This window comes from Streptomyces sp. T39 (assembly GCF_008042045.1).
Classification (GTDB): domain Bacteria; phylum Actinomycetota; class Actinomycetes; order Streptomycetales; family Streptomycetaceae; genus Streptomyces.
In genome coordinates this window covers 2284799-2302420 of sequence record NZ_RDBP01000012.1, presented here as the reverse complement: position 1 = coordinate 2302420, position 17622 = coordinate 2284799, and the positions used below count along the sequence as shown (strand labels likewise).

The window sequence follows — 17622 nt, the reverse complement described above, 5'->3', positions numbered from 1 at the left end:
GCCCGCACCACCGCTCCCCCGGCGGTGCGGGCCCTCGCCGTGCGACGGCACGGCGCGGGTCACCAGGGCAGGTCGCGCACCTGCTGCACGCAGAGCACCACGAAGAGCAGACCGGCGGCCGCCAGCATCACGTTGCTGACGATGCCGTTGCGCCACTCGGCGGGGGTGCGCGAGGAGTTCAGCAGCCACAGCAGGGTCAGCGCGAGGAAGGGCATGAAGAAGGCGCCGAGGACGCCGTACGCCACCACGAGACCGAACGGCTGGTCCAGGAAGAGCAGCGAGATCGGCGGGAACGTCAGCCACAGCAGGTACCCGCGGAAGGCCACCGACCGCTCCTTGGCGCCCGACGCCACCTCAGCCGCGCCACCGTCCGCGCCGCCCTCCGCGGCGTCCGGCGCACCGCTCCTCGTGGCGCCGGCCGCGCCGTCGGCACCCGCCCCGGCGCGGTCGCGCCGCAGCCGCTCGACGAAGTCGGCGAACATCAGGCTGACGCCGTGCCACACGCCGATCAGCGACGAGAAGGAGGTGGCGAAGAAGCCGACCAGGAAGAGCTTGGCGGTCGCGGCGCCGTACCGCTCCTCCAGGACCGCACCGAGGTCGATCAGGCCCCGGTCCCCCTTGGTGAGGGCGATCTCGGAGGCGTGCAGCAGCTCGGCCCCGACGACGAGCATGGCGACGACGAAGATGCCGGTGGTGACGTAGGCGACCCGGTTGTCCAGGCGCATCACCTTCATCCAGCGGGTGTCCGTCCACCCCTTGGCGTTCACCCAGTAGCCGTAGGCGGCCATGGTGATGGTGCCGCCGACGCCGCCGATCAGGCCCAGGGTGTAGAGCAGGGAGCCGTCGGGCAGCACCGGCGCGAGGCCCGCGAAGGAGGCGCCGACGTCGGGACCGACCCGGATCGCGACGTAGACGACGACCACGAACATCACGCCGATGAGGACGGTCATGACCTTCTCGAAGACGGCGTACCGGTTGAACCAGACGAAGGCCAGACCGACCAGCCCCGTGAGCACGGCCCAGGTCTTGAGACCGGGGCCGTCGGGGAAGAGGGCCACGATGGGCAGTGCGCTGGAGGACATCGCGGTCGCGCCGTAGACGAAGCCCCAGACGACCACGTAGAACGCGAAGTAGACGGTGGTCCAGCTCCCGAGGGAGCGCCAGCCGTCGAAGAGGGTGCGGCCGGTGGCCAGGTGCCATCGTCCGCAGGCCTCGGCGAGGGAGATCTTGACGACGCAGCCGATGACTGCGGCCCACATGAGCGTGTAGCCGAACGTGCTTCCCGCGATGAGGGTGGCGACCAGGTCGCCCGCGCCGACTCCGGTCGCAGCGACGACGATGCCGGGCCCGATGTAGCGCCAGCTCGACTTCCGGGGCCCCACCGCCCCCGGGGTGCTCTCCTCGGTCGTGTCCGTCATGCGCGGCCGCCTTCCCACTCGTCCCACCAGGTGACTGGGGTCACGAAAGCGGGGCGCGCTTGATCACGCAAGAGGGCCTGCGGTGATCGACTGGGGCGGACCTCGTGCAGACGGCCGGGTGCGCGGGGCCACCGCGGGTCCGTGCGCACGGGCCGTCCGTGCGTCATGGCCGACGCAGCTATTGACCGTGACATGCCACAAATGGACGATGGGTCGGCACGCAACGCACCACCCGCACGGAGCACGGACCCGTCCGACCCGAGCAACCCCCCACACCCCAGGAGCACTTGCATGCGCACACCCCCCTTCGCCCGGCGCCCCTCCGGCCGGCGCCGGGCCGGAAAACGGTCGGCCGCCCTCGCGGCCGTCGTGGCCCTCGCCGTCGCGGTCCCGCTCACCGCGAGCGCGTCCCCCGCCCCCGAGCGGCCGGCACCCCGGAGCGCCGCGGCCGACGAGGCCGAGCGGACCCGGCAGTACCTGATCCACGGCCCCGACAGCGTCGCCGACCGCACCGCCGTCGCCGCCACCGGTGTCTCGATCGACGAGGTGGACGACCACACGATCGTGGTCAGCGCCGACGCCGCACAGGCCGCGCGGCTGCGCGCGCTCGGCCACACCCTGAAGGAACTGCCCGGGCCGCCCGACCGGCGCGTCGCCTCGGCGGACGTCCAGCCGTTCGACTTCCCCTCGGCCGACTCGCGCTACCACAACTACGCGGAGATGACCGCCGAGATCGACCAGCGGATCGCCGCCAACCCGTCCATCATGAGCAAGCGGGTCATCGGCAAGAGCTACCAGGGCCGGGACATCGTCGCGATCAAGGTCAGCGACAACGTGACCGCCGACGAGAACGAGCCCGAGGTCCTCTTCACCCACCACCAGCACGCCCGTGAGCACCTGACCGTGGAGATGGCGCTCTACCTGCTGCGGGAGTTCTCCGAGGACTACGGCAGCGACCAGCGGATCACCAATGCCGTCAACGGCCGCGAGATCTGGATCGTGCCGGACCTCAACCCGGACGGCGGCGAGTACGACATCGCCTCCGGCTCCTACCGCAGCTGGCGCAAGAACCGGCAGCCCAACAGCGGTTCCTCGAACGTCGGCACCGACCTGAACCGCAACTGGAACTTCAAGTGGGGCTGCTGCGGCGGCTCCTCGGGCTCCACCGGCTCCGAGACCTACCGGGGCCGTGCCGCCGAGTCCGCCCCCGAGGTGAAGGTGGTCGCCGACTTCGTGCGCTCCCGGGTGGTCGGCGGAAAGCAGCAGATCCGGACCGGCATCGACTTCCACACGTACAGCGAGCTGGTGCTGTGGCCGTACGGCTACACGACCGCCGACACCGCCCCCGGTCTGACCAAGGACGACCGCGACGCCTTCGCGGCCGTCGGGGGCAAGATGGCGGCCAGCAACGGCTACACGGCCGAGCAGTCCAGCGACCTCTACGTCACCGACGGCTCGATCGACGACTGGCTGTGGGGCAGCCAGAGGATCTTCGGCTACACCTTCGAGATGTACCCGACGGGCTTCGGCGGAGGTGGTTTCTACCCGCCCGACGAGGTGATCGAGCGCGAGACCAGCCGCAACCGCGACGCGGTGCTGCAACTGCTGGAGAACTCCGACTGCATGTACCGCTCCATCGGCAAGGAGGCGCAGTACTGCTCCTGACGCCGTGCCGCCCGGCGGACAGCGGGGCGGGGCGGAGGGCACACGCCCTCCGCCCCGCCCCCTCGCGTGCACCGGCCCGGGAGGCCGCTACACCACCAGGCTCAGCACCGCCGCGACCGCGAAGCCCGCGACGGAGAGGACCGACTCCAGGACGGTCCAGGTCTTGAGGGTGTCCCGCTCGGAGATGCCGAAGTACTTGGAGACGATCCAGAACCCGCCGTCGTTCACGTGCGAGGCGAAGATGGAGCCGGCCGAGATCGCCATGATGACGAGGGCCAGGAAGGCCTGCGAGTGGCCGGCGTTCTCGACGAGGGGCAGCACGATGCCGGCCGTGGTCACGATCGCGACGGTCGCCGAGCCCTGGGCGACCCGCAGCACCAGCGAGATCAGGTACGCGAGGACGATCACCGGCAGGCCGACGTCGTTGAAGGTGTCCGACAGGGCCTGGGCGACACCGCTCGCCTTGAGCACGGCGCCGAAGACACCGCCCGCGCCGACGACGAGCAGGATGTTGCCCACCGGCTTCAGGGACTGCGTGGACACCGACTCCAGCGACTTGCGCGACCAGCCGCGCCGGATGCCCAGCAGCCAGTACGCCAGCACCAGCGCGATGGTCAGGGCGACGAACGGGTGGCCGAAGAACTCGACGACCGAACGGAAGGTGGACTCGTCGAGCGCGATGGACGAGAAGGTGGCGGCGAGGATCAGCACCAGCGGCGTGCCGATGATGGCCAGCACGGTGGAGAGCGCGACCGGCTTCTCCTGCGGCTCGCGTCCCGCGGCCCGCTGCTCGGCGAGGACGGCGGCCCGCGACTCCTCGGCGGCCTCCAGCATGTCCTGCGGGACCTCGACGAACACGCGCTTGCCGATCCAGGCGGCGTAGCCCCAGGCCGCCAGGACGGCCGGGATGCCGACGACGACGCCCATCAGGATGACCCAGCCGAGGGAGACGTGGAAGAGACCGGCGGCGGCCACCGGTCCGGGGTGCGGCGGCAGGAAGGCGTGGGTCATCGACAGGCCGGCGAGCAGCGGCATGGCGTACAGGACGATCGACTTGCCGGACCGCTTGGCGGCGGCGTAGACGATCGGCGCGAGGACGAAGATGCCGACGTCGAAGAAGACGGGGATGCCGAAGATGAGGCCGGTCAGGCCCATGGCGAGCGGTGCGCGCTTCTCCCCGAAGAGGCCGAGGAGCCGGGAGGACAGGACCTCCGCGCCGCCGGACACCTCCAGGATCGCGCCGAGCATGGTGCCGAGGCCGATGATGATGGCGACATGGCCGAGGATGCCGCCCATGCCGGTCTCGATGACGGAGACGGCGGCGGACTTCTGCACGGTGCCGAAGAGTTCGGTGACCGAGAGGCCGGCCGCGAGGCCGACGGCTATGGAGACGGCGAGCAGGGCGACGAACGGCTGCAGCCGCACCTTGATGATCAGGTAGAGCAGCAGGGCGATGCCGAGGGCGGCTACGGCCAGCAGTCCGGCGGTGCCGTCGACGACGGTGAGGAGTCCGCCGGTGTGGGGGGTGGGTGGTGGGGGCGCGTCAGCGGCTGTCAGCATGAGGATCCTTGGCGGGCGGAGCTGTTTCGGGCATGGGTGGGGCGCGGCACGGCGCGTGGGGAGGTCGCGCCGTGCCGTGGAGCGGGTGGATCAGGGGAATCAGTCCAGGAAGGCGAGTCAGTCCAGGACGGCCAGGGCGTCGATCTCGATGAGCAGGCCGGCGGGCAGCCCGACGTAGACCGTGGTCCGGGCGGCGGGGGCCACCGTCAGGTCCTCGAAGTACTCGTTGTAGATCTCGTTCATCTCGGCGAAGTGGCCCGTATCCGTGAGGTAGACGCGGATCATCATCACGTCGTCCCAGCTCGCGCCGCCCTCGGTGAGGATCGCCTCGACGTTGGCGAAGGTCTGGAGGGTCTGCTCGCGCAGGGTGGGGCCGGCCGGGGTCGGGGCCTGGCCCGGGGCGGCGGGGAGGAAGCCGACCTGGCCGGCGACCTGGAGGATGTTGCCCTTGCGGACGCCGTGGGAGAACTTCGCCGGCGGCGCGGTGTGGGTGCTCGGGGTGATCGCGGTCTTCTCGGTCATGCGTGTGCTTCCTTCTGGGGTGTCTGTCCTGAGTACTCCCGGGTGATGGCGTCGGCGCAGCGGCGCACCAGCGGGAGGAGGGTGAGGAGTTCGTCGGCGGTGACGACCACGTTCGGCGCGGACACCGACATGGCGGCGACGACCCGGCCGTCCGCACCGCGGACGGGGGCGCCGATGCAGTTGATGGACTCCTCGTGGCCACCCAGGTCGGTGGCCCAGCCCTGTTCGCGGACGGTCGCCAGCTCCCTGAGGAAGGCGGCGGCGTTCGGGATCGAACGGGACGTGTACATGGGGAAGTCGAGCTTCTCGGCGACGGCGCGCCGCTCGGCCTCCGGCAGGTCGGCCAGGAGCAGCTTCGCCACGGCCGCGACGGTGATCGCGACGGGCTTGCCGATCCGCGAGTACATGCGGACGGGGTAGCGGCTCTCGACCTTGTCGATGTAGAGGACCTCGCTCTCCTCGTACACCGCGAGGTGGACGGTGTGCCCGATCTGCTCGTTGAGCGCGACGAGATGGGGGTGGGCGATCTCCCGTACGTCGAGGTTCTCGACGGCCTCCTGGGCGAGGGCGAAGAGCCGGGCGCCGAGGCGGTAGCGCTGGTCCTGCTGGCGGTAGACGAGCCCGTGCTCGTGGAGGGTGCGCAGCAGGCGCAGCGCCGTGGACTTGTGGACGCCGAGCCGGTCGGCGACCTGTCCGAGGTCGGCGGGGCCCTGGGCGAGCAGCGGCAGGATGCTGAGCGCGCGGTCGACGGTCTGGCTCATGGCGTACGTACCTCCTGGTCTCGGCCCGTCCAGCCGGGGCCGAGGTGCAGTCTCCCCCAGGCCGCGTCGTCGAGGCCGACGAGCCGGTCGGCGTGCGCGGCCGGGGGCGGATCGGCCAGGTCCCCGGGGACGGTGAGCGCTGCGGCGGCCCAGAGGTGCCCGTGCCGCAGCCGGTCCCGCACGGGCAGGTCCCGGAGGGTCGCCGAGAGGAATCCGGCGGCGAAGGCGTCCCCGGCCCCGGTGGCGGCGACGACGTCGACGACGGGAGCAGGGGCGTGGGTGACGGTGTCGCCGGGGACGGGCCCTCGCGGGGCGCCGGAGGCGTCCGCGCCGTGGGGGCGGGCGCCGGGGACGGCGGCCGTGGCCGCGGTGTCGCGGGTGAAGGCGACCGCGCCCCCGGCGCCGCGCTTCACCACCAGGGTCGCCGGCTCGGGCAGCGCCCGCCGGACCGCGTCCGGCCCGCCCCGCACGCCCCACGCCTCCTCGGCCTCGTCCTCGCCGACGAAGACGATGTCCGCGCCGCGTGCGAGGTCCAGCAGGACGCGGGCGCCGTCGGCCTCGCGCCACAGGCCGGGCCGGTGGTTGACGTCGAACGAGAGCGGGGGACGGCCGTCGCGGCGGGCGGTGAGGCCGCGCATCAGGGCCAGGCAGCCGGCGGACAGCGCGGCCGTGATGCCGGACACGTGGAGCATCCGGCCCGACCAGACCGCCTCGTGCGGCACGGTCCCGGGCGACATGGCCGACGCGGCGGACCCGGCCCGGTAGTAGACGACTTCGTGGCCCTCGCTGGCGCGGTCGGCCGCCGTGCGGAAGTAGATGCCCGTGGGGCGCCGGGGGTCACGGACGACCGCCGTGGTGTCGACCCCGTAGGCGGCGATCGCGGCCACCAGGTGGTCGCCGAAGCCGTCCGCGCCGACCCGGCCCACCCAGCGGACCCGGTGTCCGGCCGCGGCGAGCGCGCAGGCGAGGTTGGACTCGGCCCCGCCGATGCCGCGGACGAACGACGGCACGTCGGCCAGGCGTCCCGCCCGGGTCGGCAGGAACGTGACCATGGACTCGCCGAGGCAGACGACGTCCACGGGTCCGTGCACGCTCGCGGTCATGATCGCGGGGGCTCCTCGCTGGTCGGTCACCGGGCCCATTGACCCGGTGTTGGCTCGGATGTTAGACAGCGGTAAGCGAAATACGCAATGAGCGTTGCACATTTTGCAACGCCCCCGAGGAGGGCTCCCATGGCTGCCGCCCACGCCGACGACGCCGTCGCCAGGCTTGCCGACGAACCGGTCGACCACCGCTTCAAGGCGCTCCCGCCCGACGCCCAGGGCCTCACCGTCGGCGAGCTCGCGTCGGCCCGGCGCGATCTGTTCACCGGGGGCTTCACCACGCCCGTGCTGGCGCTCTCCGCCGAGTCGCTGGAGCACAACCTCGCCCTGCTGGAGACCTACGCCGAGCGCCATGGTCTCGCCTTCGCCCCGCACGGCAAGACCTCCATGTCCCCCCAGCTGTTCGCCCGGCAACTGGAGCGCGGCGCCTGGGGCATCACCGCGGCCGTGCCCCACCAGGTCCGCGTCTACCGCGCCTACGGGATCAGCCGGATCTTCCTCGCCAACGAGGTCGTCGACGCGGCCGCGCTGCGCTGGATCGCCGCCGAACTCGACGCCGACCCCGGCTTCCGGCTCGTCGTCTACGTCGACTCGGTCCGCGGAGTGGAGCTGATGGACGAGGCCCTGCGCGGGGTGTCCCGGCCGCTGGACGTCGTGGTCGAACTCGGCGCGGGCGACGGGGCCCGCACCGGCGTGCGCACCGAGGCCGGCTGCGCCGCCGTCGCCGACGCGGTCGCCGCCGCCGGCACCCTGCGCCTCGTCGGCGTCGCGGGCTACGAGGGCGAGGTCCCGCAGGCCGACGGCGACAGCGTCCGGGCCTGGCTGCGGCGGCTGGTCGCGCTCGCCGCCGCCTTCGACGCCGAGGGCCGGTTCGCACGGACGGACCAGATCGTGATCAGCGCGGGCGGCAGCGCGTGGTTCGACGCCGTGGCCGACGTGTTCGAGGAGATCCCGCCGCTGTCGGCCCCGGTGCTGAAGCTGCTGCGCTCCGGCGCGTACGTCTCGCACGACGACGGCCACTACCGGCATCTGACCCCGTTCAACCGGGTGCCCGCGGAGGGCGCGCTCCGGCCGGCGTTCCGCCTGTGGGCCCAGGTGGTCTCCCGCCCGTCGCCCGAGCAGGCCTTCCTCAACGCGGGCAAGCGCGACGCCGCGTACGACCTCGACCTGCCGACGGCGCAGGCCGTCCGGGACGCGCGCACCGGCGCCGTCCGCCCCGCCGACGGCATCACCGTCACCGGCCTGTCCGACCAGCACGCCTGGGTGCGCACCGACGCGGACGCCGAGCTGGAGGTGGGCGACTGGGTCGGCCTGGGGCTGTCCCACCCGTGCACCTCGTTCGACAAGTGGCAGCTGATCCCGGTGGTCGAGGAGGACGGGACGGTCACGGACTTCATCCGGACCTTCTTCTGATCCCCGCCCCCCGCCCCCATCCGTGAAAGGCACCGCTTCCATGGACCTCGTCATCCGCGACGCCCGCGTCATCGACGGCACCGGTGGCGCCTCCTTCCGCGCCGACGTCGGCATCGACGGCGGACGCGTCACCGCGATACGCCGCGAGGGCGACGGCCCCGCCCTCACCGGCGGGCGCGTCCTCGACGCGCACGGCCTCGCCCTCGCCCCCGGCTTCATCGACATGCACGCCCACAGCGACCTCGCCCTCCTGCGCGACCCCGACCACTCGGCGAAGGCGGCCCAGGGAGTGACGCTGGAGGTGCTCGGGCAGGACGGCCTGTCGTACGCGCCCGTCGACGACACCAGCCTCGACGCCGTCCGCCGGGCGATCACCGGATGGAACGGCGACGGCGCGGACATCGACTTCGACTGGCGCTCGGTCGGCGGGTACCTGGACCGGCTCGACCGCCAGGGCATCGCCGTCAACGCCGCGTACCTCGTCCCCCAGGGCACGGTCCGGATGACGGTCCTGGGCTGGGAGGACCGGCCGGCGACCCCCGCCGAGCTCGACCGGATGCGGCAGCTCGTCGCCGAGGGCATGGAGCAGGGCGCGGTCGGGATGTCGTCGGGCCTCACGTACACGCCCGGCATGTACGCGAGCGACGCCGAACTGACCGAGCTGTGCCGTGTGGTGGCCCGCTACGACGGCTACTACTGCCCCCACCACCGCTCCTACGGCGCCGGCGCGCTCCAGGCGTACGAGGAGATGGTGGGGCTGACCCGGGAAGCCGGCTGCGCCCTGCATCTCGCGCACGCCACGATGAACTTCGGCGTCAACAAGGGCAAGGCGCCCGACCTGCTGGCGCTGCTCGACGGCGCGCTGGACGCGGGCGCCGACATCTCCCTCGACACCTACCCCTACACCCCCGGCTGCACCACGCTCGTGGCGATGCTGCCCAGCTGGGCCGGCGAGGGAGGGCCGGAGGCGGTCCTCGCACGGCTGCGCGACGACGAGACCGCCGAGCGGATCCGTCACCACCTGGAGGAGATCGGGTCGGACGGCTGCCACGGCGTGCCGATCGAGTGGGACACCATCGAGATCTCGGGGGTGGGCGAGCCCTCGCTCGCGGACCATGTCGGCCGCACGGTCGAGGAGTCGGCGCGGCTGCGCGGCGAGGAGCCGTGGGTCACCGCGCGGCGGCTGCTGATCGGGGACCGGCTCGGCTCGACGATCCTCCAGCACGTCGGCCACGAGGAGAACGTGCGCGCGATCATGCGGCACCGCGTCCACACCGGCGGCAGCGACGGGATCCTCCAGGGCGACAAGCCGCACCCCCGGGCGTACGGGACGTTCCCCCACTACCTGGGCCGGTACGCGCGGGAGCTGGGCGTGCTCGGCCTGGAGGAGGCCGTGGCGCACCTGACGTCCCGCCCGGCGGCCCGGCTGCGCCTGGCGGACCGGGGCCTGGTCCGTGAGGGCTACCGCGCCGACCTGGTGCTGTTCGACCCGGACACGGTCGCGGCGGGGTCGACCTTCGAGCGGCCGCGCACCCTTCCGGTCGGCATCCCGCACGTGCTGATCGACGGCCGGTTCGTCATCGAGGACGGGACCCGCACGGACGTGCTGGCCGGCCGCTCGGTGCGCCGGGCCTCCCGCTGACCCGGCGGGCCGGCGCCCCGGTCCCGCCGCCGTCAGTTCACGCCGCGCGGACGGAACTGGACACTGATCCGCGGCCCCGCGGAGCGCGCCGTCTTGGGGACGGCGTGCTCCCAGGTGCGCTGGCAGGATCCGCCCATCACGATCAGGTCGCCGTGGCCGAGCGCCCGGCGCACCGAGGGGCCGCCGCCGACCGGCCGCAGCAGCAGGTCCCGCGGCGCCCCGACGGACAGGATCGCGACCATGGTGTCCTCGCGCGCCCCGCGGCCGATGCGGTCGCCGTGCCAGGCCACGCTGTCGCGGCCGTCGCGGTAGTAGCAGAGCCCGGCCGTGACGAACGGCTCGCCGAGCTCCTCCGCGTAGTGGCCGGACAGCGCGTCGCGCGCGCTCTGAAGGACGGGGTGGGGGAGCCGCTCGCCCTGCTTGTAGTACGAGAGCAGGCGCGGCACCTCGACCGTCCGCTCGTACATCCGGCGGCGTTCGGCGTGCCACGGCACGTCCGCCGCCAGGTCGCCGAAGAGCGCGTCCGCGCCGGCGAGCCAGCCGGGCAGCGTGTCGATCCAGGCGCCGTCGCCGAGCTGGGTGCGCCGCACGTCCGTCAGCGGCCCGAGGCGGATCTCGTCGGTCTGGTCGAACAGGGAGCCCTGGAGGTGTGCTGCCATGGTTCCAGCGTACTCCGAAATAGAACAAACGAGCGAACGAAGGAGCGATCATGACCATGGAACGGCTCAGCCCCCCGCCGCGCGCCGGGGAGCGCGAGACCCTGCGGGCCTATCTCGACTTCCACCGCGCCACCCTGGCCGCCAAGTGCGAGGGGCTCGGCGACGAGGAACTGCGCCGCCGGTCGATGCCCCCGTCCACCCTGACCCTGCTGGGGCTGGTGCGGCACATGGCCGAGGTGGAGCGCGCCTGGTTCCGCCGGACGATCGGCGGCGAGGACGTCCCCCTCGTCTGGTCCGAGGAGGGCGACTTCCAGGCGGCCTACGACGCGAGCGGCGCGACCCGCGAGGAGGCCTTCGCGGCCTGGCAGGCGGAGGTGGGGCACGCGCGCCGCATCGAGGCGGACGTGGAATCGCTGGACGCGACCGTGCGCGCGGCCCGCTGGGACGACGACGTGTCGGTGCGGCTGGTCCTGCTGCACGTGATCAACGAGTACGCGCGCCACAACGGGCACGCCGATTTCCTGCGCGAGGGCGTCGACGGGACCGTTGGGGTCTGACTTCGTCCTGATCCGTTACCGGTGTCCGGTTCGTGCGTTGAACGGGGAGTGAAGGCCGCAATCCTGCGGCCGCCTCTCGTTCTCAAGGAGAAGTTGATGTCGCGTATCGCGAAGGCCGCCGCCGTTGTCGCCGGCACGGGTGCCATCCTGGCCGGCGGCGCCGGCATGGCTGCCGCCGACGCCGGAGCGCACGGTGCGGCCGTCGGTTCCCCCGGTGTGGCTTCCGGCAACCTGGTCCAGCTGCCCATCCACGTGCCGGTCAACGTCTGCGGCAACACGGTGAACGTCATCGCGCTGCTCAACCCGGCGTTCGGCAACACCTGCGTCAACGCCGACGGCGGCAACGGCGCCTACTGAGCGCCCGGCCGGTAACCCGGCACCACGCACCACATCGCGGCCTCCCCCGTGTTCCGCACACGGGGGAGGCCGCGTCCGTGCGTGCCGGCCGCACCGGCGTCCGGGGCCTCCGGCGTGCGCCCCCGTGTCCGGTCTCCCGGGCCCGTGCCCCGGGGAGGACCGGCGCACCGCCCCGGAGCACGTCCGCCACGTGCGGGAGGGCCGGCCGGACGGTGTCCGGCCGGCCCTCCCGCAGGGTCCGGGGCGCCCCCGGGCAGGCACCCGGGACGGCGCTCACGCGTAGCGGTAGTGGCGCGTGTGGTCCAGGAGCGCCGACGGACGCACGTCCCACGGCGGCATCGGCTCGTCGAGCGCGAAGACCTGCCCGAAGGCCGGGTCGGAACGCGGCAACCGCGTCCTCGGCAGATATCCGGACCGGGGGTGGGCCTGCTGCCAGCGGACCCAGAGGAGGTCCATGAACGCGTGGTGCAGCCAGAAGACCGGGTCGTTGGGCGAGGTGGCGCCCATCATCAGACCGCCCACCCACCGGTGGACGCGGTTGTGGTTGCGCCACCGCCCCTCGCCGCCCGCGTTCCAGCCCTCGATCCGGTTGCGGAATCCGGTGGACGACGTCGAGTCCCACGGGGCCGCGTCGTACACGGGGTCGGCGAGGGCCGCGGCGACGTCGGCCCTGGTGGGCAGCGACACGGGGTTGCGCGGCCGGCCCAGGTCGCGGGTGAGGAACGTGCCGTCGGTGATCCGGGTGGTGATGCGCCAGTTGCCGTTCCGGCGGGCGAACGGCCCGGTCATCACCTGGCGGTCGAGCGCGCGGCCGGTGCCCCCCATGAAGTCGTCCGCCCACAGGGACGACGAGGGGCTGTTGTCCACCGTCCAGTCCCAGTAGGGCACGGACACCCCCGGATCGACCTTCTGGAGGGCCTGTTCGAACTCCAGCAGGTAGCGGCGGTGCCAGGGGAAGAACGACGGGGCCATGTGCGCGGCACGGGCGCCGTCCTCGGCGTCGGACACGTAGTACCGGCCGTGCATCCTGACGAACTCGTCGTACCGACCCGACCGCTTCAGCGCCAGCAGCGCGTCGACGAAGCGCCGCTTCTGCGCCCGGGTGAGGTTCCGCTGGTTGATGCGGGTGTACACGGGTGCGGTCCCTTCCGTCAGATGTGGTGCAGGGGGGTCATCGACAGCTGCGAGTCGCCCAGTTCGTCGACGGCGGCCCGGGCCACCTCGCGCAGCGTCGGGAACGACTCGTAGTGGTTGACCAGGCTCAGATAGCTGCCGTCGGCGCGGCGCATCACGTGCAGGGGGCGGCCGTCGACGCGCACCTCGACGCTCGGCACGGCCGACGGCGCGCCGGCTCCCGCGCCGAGCGGGACCATCACCGTCGCGCTGCCCTGGATGTGCCGGCCGCGGTAGGTCTCGGCGAACCGCTCCAGGGAGCGCTGTCCGCCGGGTGCCTGCCCGCGCCGGGTGCTCTCGCGCCGCCGGACGAGGATCGGGGCGAGGGCGCCGGCGGTCCCGCCGATCACCCCGGCCGTGAACAGGGCGCGCAGCAGCAGCCGGCGGGCGAGGCCCCCGGCGGCGCGCCCGCCTCCGGCAGGTGCCGTCACGCTGGTCCCGGTCATCTCGTCGCCCCTCCCCATGGGTCCCGCAGCCGTGCCGTACGGCCGTCTCGCTGGTGACAACGAGGGGGCGCCGAAAGGGTTGCTCGGCCGGACGGGCGCTCCGCGGCGCGCGCCCCCGCGCACCGCCCCGCCGGGATCGCAGGTGCGGGACGGTCCGGTGACCCCGGCGCTCCCGGCGCGGGGCACGGGCCCGTGCCTTCGGCGCGGGTGCGGCCTCCGCACCGCCGGGGCGGCCCCGTCCGCCCGGTGCACCCCCGGGCCGGGCCCCGGTCCGTCCCGTGCCGCCCGGGGCGGGGCACGGCCCTGTCCCGGCCCGGATGCGTCTCGGGCCCCGGCGCACCCCGGCCCTGGGAAACGGCCTCCGCTCCGCCGGGGCGGCCCCGTGCACCCCCGGCCCGGGGACACACACCCCGGCCCGGTGGCCGGGCCGCACCGCCGGGGCGGGCCCGCCCCCGCCCGGGTGTCAGTTCAGCAACAGGCCGGCGGCCGGGGAGCCCTGGAGCACGGGGGCGACGAGGGCGGCCTGCGGCAGGGTGGCCTCCGGCTGGCCGAACAGCTCCGCGCGCGGCTGGGTGAGGGGCGCGCCGAGGGAGGCTCCGGGGCTCGCCAGTGTGAGGTCGGACGCCTCGGAGGCGACCTGGGCGACCCCCGGACGGCCCTCGCCGAGCGGGTTCTCCACCGGGAGCTCCAGCAGGGTCTCGGGCGCCTCGGCGGTGAACGGGACGGCCGGCAGGGTGCCCTGCGGCAGCAGGTTGCCGGTGACGTGCCGCGGGCCGTCGGGAGCACCCGGCACCGGCACGGGCACGCCGGTGCTCAGCACCGGAGCGTCCACGGGCAGCGCGGCCTCCACGCTCTCCAGCGGCACGGTGACCGGCACGGAGGTGCCGGCGACGGCCGGAGCGGCTCCCATCGCCGACGCCGCGCACGCCACCATCGCCGCGAGAGATCCGCGCCTTGTCCACTTCTTCACTGTGTTCGTCCCCTCGGGAGTGACCCGGACGCGTTTCGGTCCGTTGCTCTGCCACAACGAGCACACGGACGGGACCCGTGCAGACTTCCCCCGTCCGCAGCAACTCCGGGGACGGAAGCTGACGCGCCGCCGGGCCGGCGCCGCGGCGGCGCCGGCCCGCGGAGCGGACGGGCGGGCCGGCATCCGGTCCCCGGAACAGGAGGCAGGCGTGACACGGAGCATCCCGGCGCAGCAGGACGGGGCGGATCTGCCCGACCCCGGCGATCCGGCGTTCTGGACGCTGCCGCGCGGCCGACGGCTGGCCGCCTTCGCACAGTTGCGCGCCCTGGACGCCCCCGTGCTCTGCGGCCGGGGCACGGGCCGGGAGTTCTGGGCGCTGGTGCGGCACGCGGACGTGGCCGGGGCGAGCCGGCGGGCCGGCGACTTCCGCAGCGCGCCCGGTGTCACCACACCGGAGCCGGCCGCCTGGGCCAAGGCGCTGTTCGGCAACTCGATGGTGAACCTCGACGGCGCCGAACACGCCGCCCTGCGGCGGATCGTGGCACGCTCCTTCACCCCCCGGCTGCTCGCGGCCGCCGAGGACAACGTCCGCGAGGTCGCCCGCCGCGCCGTGGACGACCTGACGGCCGGACGGCTGCCGGACGGCACGGACTTCGTCCGCGCGGTCGCCTCCCGGGTGCCGTTCGAGGTGATCTGCGACCTGATGGGCATCCCCGCGGGAATGCGGGCCTCGGTGGCGGCCAGGGTCGACCAGGCGTCGGAGAGCGTCGGCGTCCGGCGCGGGCTGCGGATCCCGGGCCGCGGGCTGCGGGCGCTGGCGCACCTGCGGCTGGCGACGGCCCGCCTGGCGCGCGAGCGCCGCCGGCGTCCGGCGGACGACCTGGTCTCCGCACTCGTCGCCGCGGACGTCGAGGGCCGGGGCCTGACCTCCCGCGAACTGGGCGCGTTCTTCTCGCTGCTGCTGGTGGCGGGGGTGGAGACCACCCGCAACGCGATGGCCCACGGGCTGGCCCTGCTCACCGAGCACCCGGACCAGCGGGCGCTGCTGGAGGAGGACTTCGACCGGTACGCCGACGGCGCGATGGAGGAGATCGTGCGGCACTCCACGCCGATCATCCAGTTCCGCAGGACGGTGGCGACGGAGTGCGACCTGGGCGGGCACATCTTCCGGCCGGGCGAGAAGACGGTCCTGTTCTACGCGTCCGCCAACCGGGACGAGCGGGTCTTCGACGACCCGGACGCCTTCGACATCACCCGCAGCCCGAACCCGCACCTCGGCTACGGAGGCGGCGGCCCGCACCACTGCCTCGGCGCGCATCTGGCCCGCCAGGAGATGAAGGCCCTCTTCCGGGAACTGCTCTCCCGGCCCGGCGGCCTGCGGGCGGCAGGGCCGCCGGAGCTGGTGGACTCCAGCTTCGACAACCGGGTGCGCGCGTTGCGGCTCGCGCGCGACGCGCGCTGAGGGGGCGCGGCGGGCGGGCCGCGTGAGGACGTTCGCCGCCCGCCGGCCGGGCGGTCGCGGCACCGCGCTGCACGCGGTGTCCTCAGGCGCCGGACGGGCCGCAGCGCCACCGAGGCGGCGGCCCTGTCGGACGCACTCCCCGGGGCATCCTCGCGTGGGAGGCGGGCCGGGAGCGACACGGACCGGCAACCCTGTCGTACGCACCGCCCGCCGGAGAGGCGGGAGACGCACGGCCGCCCCCGCGGGGGCGTGTCAGGAGCGGAGTCGGGAGACCGGGAGGAGGACGTGGGCGGTCTCCTTCAGGACGTCCTCGTCGCCGAGGAACGCCTGGAGGACCTCCTCGCTCAGCGGCTCGCCGGGCGTCGCCTCGGGCCACGCACGGGTGGGGAGCATGAAGTGCACGCTGCCGCGCTCCTCGACCGCGGCGAGCCACTCGGCGGGGGCGGGGCACTGGGCGTTCATGTACGGCATGGTGAGCACGGCCTGGCCGCCCTGGACCAGCAGCTGGACGGCGAACGCGCCCGCACGGGTACGGTCGTGGAGCACGTCCCCGGTGGTCAGCCCGAGCTCCGCGATCATCGCGGCGGCGGCCTGCGCCGCGCCCTCGGGCCCGTCGGTGCCGTCGCCGAGCGAGTACGCGATCAGGTACGGCGTGTCGTGTCCCTGGGCCGGGTCGCCGGTCCAGGCGAGCAGGACGAGCGTGCCCAGCCGCGCGCGGTCGACGGCCGTCTTGAGGGAGTTCGCTGTGGTCATGGCTCGGCACCCTAGTGCCCGCCGCGGCGCTTCCCCGTCCCCGTTCACCCGCGCAGGTGAACGGGGAGGCGGCGCCGTCCGCGTCAGGGCGACTGGAGCGTCCAGCGGTGCTCGGCCGAGGCGGTCTCGCAGTGCAGGCGGACCGGCCGGGAGCCGTGCGGGAGCTCGAAGACCAGCCAGCCGGTGCGGTGTTCGCCGACCGTGAGCCGCCCCGCGGGCAGCGGCGGGCCGGTGGTGAGCTCCCCGGCGGGGACGGCGCGGTGGCTGCGGCCCCGGTCGTCGACGACCCACGCCCTGGTCACCGGTGTCTCGTGGGCCGTGCCGCCGACGTTGACCACGGCGAGGTCGACACCCACCCAGCGGGTGCCCGCTGCGGGGCGGCGGACGGGGCCGTCCGCCGCGGGGCCGGTGAGGCCGCGCGCCGCGCCCCTGGCGGTGCGGATCCCGATGGCGGGGTCCACGTATCCGCGCAGGGAGATGCGCAGATGCTCCCCGGACCGGGTGCCCCCGTCGTCCGCCGTGTCACCGATGCGGGCGACCCCCGGTGTGGTGGCCGCCGCCCGCTTGTCGCCCCCGCCGGATGCCCCGGGCCCCGGGCCGGCGGGGCCCTGGCAGGCGGCGAGGCCGAGTACCAGCGCCGGGACCAGCGCTGTAGCCAGATGTCTCATCAGTCCCCTGTCCGCTGTCGGTTGACCGTATCTTCGGGTCCACGTCACCTGGAACGCCGACGGCGCGCTGCGGGTCACGCCGGCGCATGCGGGTGAACGGCGTCCGCGGGGGCGGCGCGGCCTCGAAAGGCCGTTCCCCCGTACCCCCGGCGTCCCGGCACGGCAGTGACCTCGGGCCCCGCCGCGGCGTTGGCCGCGGTATGGCAACGACCACCGCGCCGGCTCGCTGGCAGCGCGTACAGACGAGCCCGGACCCGGCACCTTCCCCGGCACCGGCACCGGCGCGGCAGCCCGGCGCCAGTCCGATCTACGACCAGCTGGTGCGCGAGTGGGCTGCGGCCGGGCGCACCCTGCCGGGCCGCCCGGACAGCGAGTGGCGGCGGCTGACGCTCTACCCGGCCCCGGCGGAGGACCCGCTCGGCGTGTCCGTGGCCGTGGCCGCGCCGCCCCGGCGCGGCTGGCTCCACGACCGCCACACGGCCTGAGCGGTCCC

General features: G+C 74.1%; 18 protein-coding genes. 7 read left to right on the top strand and 11 right to left on the bottom strand.

Features of this window, described 5'->3' with window-relative positions; translation table 11 throughout:
- Positions 1-59: 59 nt before the first annotated feature.
- Positions 60-1418 carry an Nramp family divalent metal transporter gene (locus tag EAO77_RS11490; RefSeq protein ID WP_147987908.1) on the bottom strand — a complete coding sequence of 453 codons (1359 nt, stop codon included), beginning with the start codon at positions 1416-1418 and terminating at the stop codon, positions 60-62.
- A 291-nt stretch (positions 1419-1709) separates the two neighbouring features.
- Between EAO77_RS11490 and EAO77_RS11485 the strand changes: the two genes are divergently transcribed.
- Positions 1710-3083 (top strand): M14 family metallopeptidase, encoded by a 1374-nt coding sequence (locus EAO77_RS11485; RefSeq protein ID WP_147987907.1) that lies wholly within the window; start codon positions 1710-1712, stop codon positions 3081-3083.
- Positions 3084-3170: 87 nt separating this feature from the next.
- On the opposite strand, the gene EAO77_RS11480 is transcribed toward EAO77_RS11485, so the two are convergent.
- From EAO77_RS11480 to EAO77_RS11465, 4 genes are all read right to left on the bottom strand, one after another.
- Entirely contained in the window at positions 3171-4643 is a 1473-nt protein-coding gene (locus tag EAO77_RS11480; RefSeq protein WP_147987906.1) for a GntP family permease, read from the bottom strand.
- A gap of 117 nt (positions 4644-4760) precedes the next feature.
- Positions 4761-5165 (bottom strand): RidA family protein, encoded by a 405-nt coding sequence (locus EAO77_RS11475; RefSeq protein WP_147987905.1) that lies wholly within the window; start codon positions 5163-5165, stop codon positions 4761-4763.
- Positions 5162-5926, bottom strand: coding sequence for an IclR family transcriptional regulator (locus tag EAO77_RS11470; protein ID WP_147987904.1), 765 nt, complete (start codon positions 5924-5926; stop codon positions 5162-5164). The genes EAO77_RS11475 and EAO77_RS11470 overlap by 4 nt, the downstream gene beginning before the upstream one ends.
- On the bottom strand, positions 5923-7029 hold the full coding sequence (locus EAO77_RS11465) for a sugar kinase (RefSeq protein ID WP_147987903.1): 1107 nt from the start codon (positions 7027-7029) through the stop codon (positions 5923-5925). The genes EAO77_RS11470 and EAO77_RS11465 overlap by 4 nt, the downstream gene beginning before the upstream one ends.
- Before the next feature lie 129 nt (positions 7030-7158).
- Here EAO77_RS11465 and EAO77_RS11460 point away from each other — a divergent pair, with 129 nt between their 5' ends.
- The gene (locus tag EAO77_RS11460; RefSeq protein ID WP_147987902.1) at positions 7159-8442 is read left to right on the top strand and encodes an amino acid deaminase; all 1284 of its coding nucleotides are present in this window, start codon (positions 7159-7161) and stop codon (positions 8440-8442) included.
- A 40-nt stretch (positions 8443-8482) separates the two neighbouring features.
- Positions 8483-10084, top strand: a complete 1602-nt coding sequence (locus EAO77_RS11455) for an N-acyl-D-amino-acid deacylase family protein (RefSeq protein ID WP_147987901.1) — start codon at positions 8483-8485, stop codon at positions 10082-10084.
- Between the two features lie 32 nt (positions 10085-10116).
- On the opposite strand, the gene EAO77_RS11450 is transcribed toward EAO77_RS11455, so the two are convergent.
- Positions 10117-10743, bottom strand: coding sequence for an alpha-ketoglutarate-dependent dioxygenase AlkB (locus EAO77_RS11450; protein WP_147987900.1), 627 nt, complete (start codon positions 10741-10743; stop codon positions 10117-10119).
- Between the two features lie 50 nt (positions 10744-10793).
- Here EAO77_RS11450 and EAO77_RS11445 point away from each other — a divergent pair, with 50 nt between their 5' ends.
- Both EAO77_RS11445 and EAO77_RS11440 read left to right on the top strand, forming a co-directional pair.
- Positions 10794-11300, top strand: a complete 507-nt coding sequence (locus tag EAO77_RS11445; RefSeq protein WP_147987899.1) for a DinB family protein — start codon at positions 10794-10796, stop codon at positions 11298-11300.
- 96 nt (positions 11301-11396) lie between these two features.
- Positions 11397-11657 (top strand): chaplin, encoded by a 261-nt coding sequence (locus EAO77_RS11440; protein WP_147987898.1) that lies wholly within the window; start codon positions 11397-11399, stop codon positions 11655-11657.
- 273 nt (positions 11658-11930) lie between these two features.
- On the opposite strand, the gene EAO77_RS11435 is transcribed toward EAO77_RS11440, so the two are convergent.
- The 3 genes from EAO77_RS11435 to EAO77_RS11425 all read right to left on the bottom strand — a co-directional run bounded on the left by EAO77_RS11435 (position 11931) and on the right by EAO77_RS11425 (position 14246).
- Positions 11931-12791, bottom strand: coding sequence for a tyrosinase family protein (locus EAO77_RS11435; protein ID WP_147987897.1), 861 nt, complete (start codon positions 12789-12791; stop codon positions 11931-11933).
- A 17-nt stretch (positions 12792-12808) separates the two neighbouring features.
- Entirely contained in the window at positions 12809-13276 is a 468-nt protein-coding gene (locus tag EAO77_RS11430) for a tyrosinase family oxidase copper chaperone (RefSeq protein ID WP_147987896.1), read from the bottom strand.
- A gap of 463 nt (positions 13277-13739) precedes the next feature.
- Positions 13740-14246, bottom strand: a complete 507-nt coding sequence (locus EAO77_RS11425; protein WP_261993867.1) for a hypothetical protein — start codon at positions 14244-14246, stop codon at positions 13740-13742.
- Between the two features lie 208 nt (positions 14247-14454).
- On the opposite strand from EAO77_RS11425, the gene EAO77_RS11420 reads away from it, so the two are divergent.
- Positions 14455-15708: a cytochrome P450 gene (locus tag EAO77_RS11420; protein WP_147987895.1), complete on the top strand. Its 1254-nt coding sequence runs from the start codon at positions 14455-14457 to the stop codon at positions 15706-15708.
- 252 nt (positions 15709-15960) lie between these two features.
- Here EAO77_RS11420 and EAO77_RS11415 read toward each other — a convergent pair whose 3' ends face one another.
- Complete coding sequence (locus EAO77_RS11415; RefSeq protein ID WP_147987894.1) at positions 15961-16461, bottom strand: DUF5949 family protein; 501 nt, start codon at positions 16459-16461, stop codon at positions 15961-15963.
- Between the two features lie 83 nt (positions 16462-16544).
- Positions 16545-17129: a DUF4352 domain-containing protein gene (locus tag EAO77_RS11410; protein ID WP_147987893.1), complete on the bottom strand. Its 585-nt coding sequence runs from the start codon at positions 17127-17129 to the stop codon at positions 16545-16547.
- A 320-nt stretch (positions 17130-17449) separates the two neighbouring features.
- Between EAO77_RS11410 and EAO77_RS38555 the strand changes: the two genes are divergently transcribed.
- Positions 17450-17614, top strand: coding sequence for a hypothetical protein (locus tag EAO77_RS38555; protein WP_187283182.1), 165 nt, complete (start codon positions 17450-17452; stop codon positions 17612-17614).
- Positions 17615-17622: the final 8 nt, after the last annotated feature.

Excerpts from the sequence above, each read along its gene's own strand:
- EAO77_RS11470 (WP_147987904.1), bottom strand. The coding sequence starts at position 5,926 with ATGAGCCAGACCGTCGACCGCGCGCTCAGCATCCTGCCGCTGCTCGCC.
- EAO77_RS11440 (WP_147987898.1), top strand. The coding sequence starts at position 11,397 with ATGTCGCGTATCGCGAAGGCCGCCGCCGTTGTCGCCGGCACGGGTGCC.
- EAO77_RS11450 (WP_147987900.1), bottom strand. The coding sequence starts at position 10,743 with ATGGCAGCACACCTCCAGGGCTCCCTGTTCGACCAGACCGACGAGATC.
- EAO77_RS11445 (WP_147987899.1), top strand. The coding sequence starts at position 10,794 with ATGACCATGGAACGGCTCAGCCCCCCGCCGCGCGCCGGGGAGCGCGAG.
- EAO77_RS11455 (WP_147987901.1), top strand. The coding sequence starts at position 8,483 with ATGGACCTCGTCATCCGCGACGCCCGCGTCATCGACGGCACCGGTGGC.
- EAO77_RS11460 (WP_147987902.1), top strand. The coding sequence starts at position 7,159 with ATGGCTGCCGCCCACGCCGACGACGCCGTCGCCAGGCTTGCCGACGAA.
- EAO77_RS11480 (WP_147987906.1), bottom strand. The coding sequence starts at position 4,643 with ATGCTGACAGCCGCTGACGCGCCCCCACCACCCACCCCCCACACCGGC.
- EAO77_RS11475 (WP_147987905.1), bottom strand. The coding sequence starts at position 5,165 with ATGACCGAGAAGACCGCGATCACCCCGAGCACCCACACCGCGCCGCCG.
- EAO77_RS11490 (WP_147987908.1), bottom strand. The coding sequence starts at position 1,418 with ATGACGGACACGACCGAGGAGAGCACCCCGGGGGCGGTGGGGCCCCGG.
- EAO77_RS11415 (WP_147987894.1), bottom strand. The coding sequence starts at position 16,461 with ATGACCACAGCGAACTCCCTCAAGACGGCCGTCGACCGCGCGCGGCTG.
- EAO77_RS11430 (WP_147987896.1), bottom strand. The coding sequence starts at position 13,276 with ATGACCGGGACCAGCGTGACGGCACCTGCCGGAGGCGGGCGCGCCGCC.
- EAO77_RS11485 (WP_147987907.1), top strand. The coding sequence starts at position 1,710 with ATGCGCACACCCCCCTTCGCCCGGCGCCCCTCCGGCCGGCGCCGGGCC.
- EAO77_RS11465 (WP_147987903.1), bottom strand. The coding sequence starts at position 7,029 with ATGACCGCGAGCGTGCACGGACCCGTGGACGTCGTCTGCCTCGGCGAG.
- EAO77_RS11410 (WP_147987893.1), bottom strand. The coding sequence starts at position 17,129 with ATGAGACATCTGGCTACAGCGCTGGTCCCGGCGCTGGTACTCGGCCTC.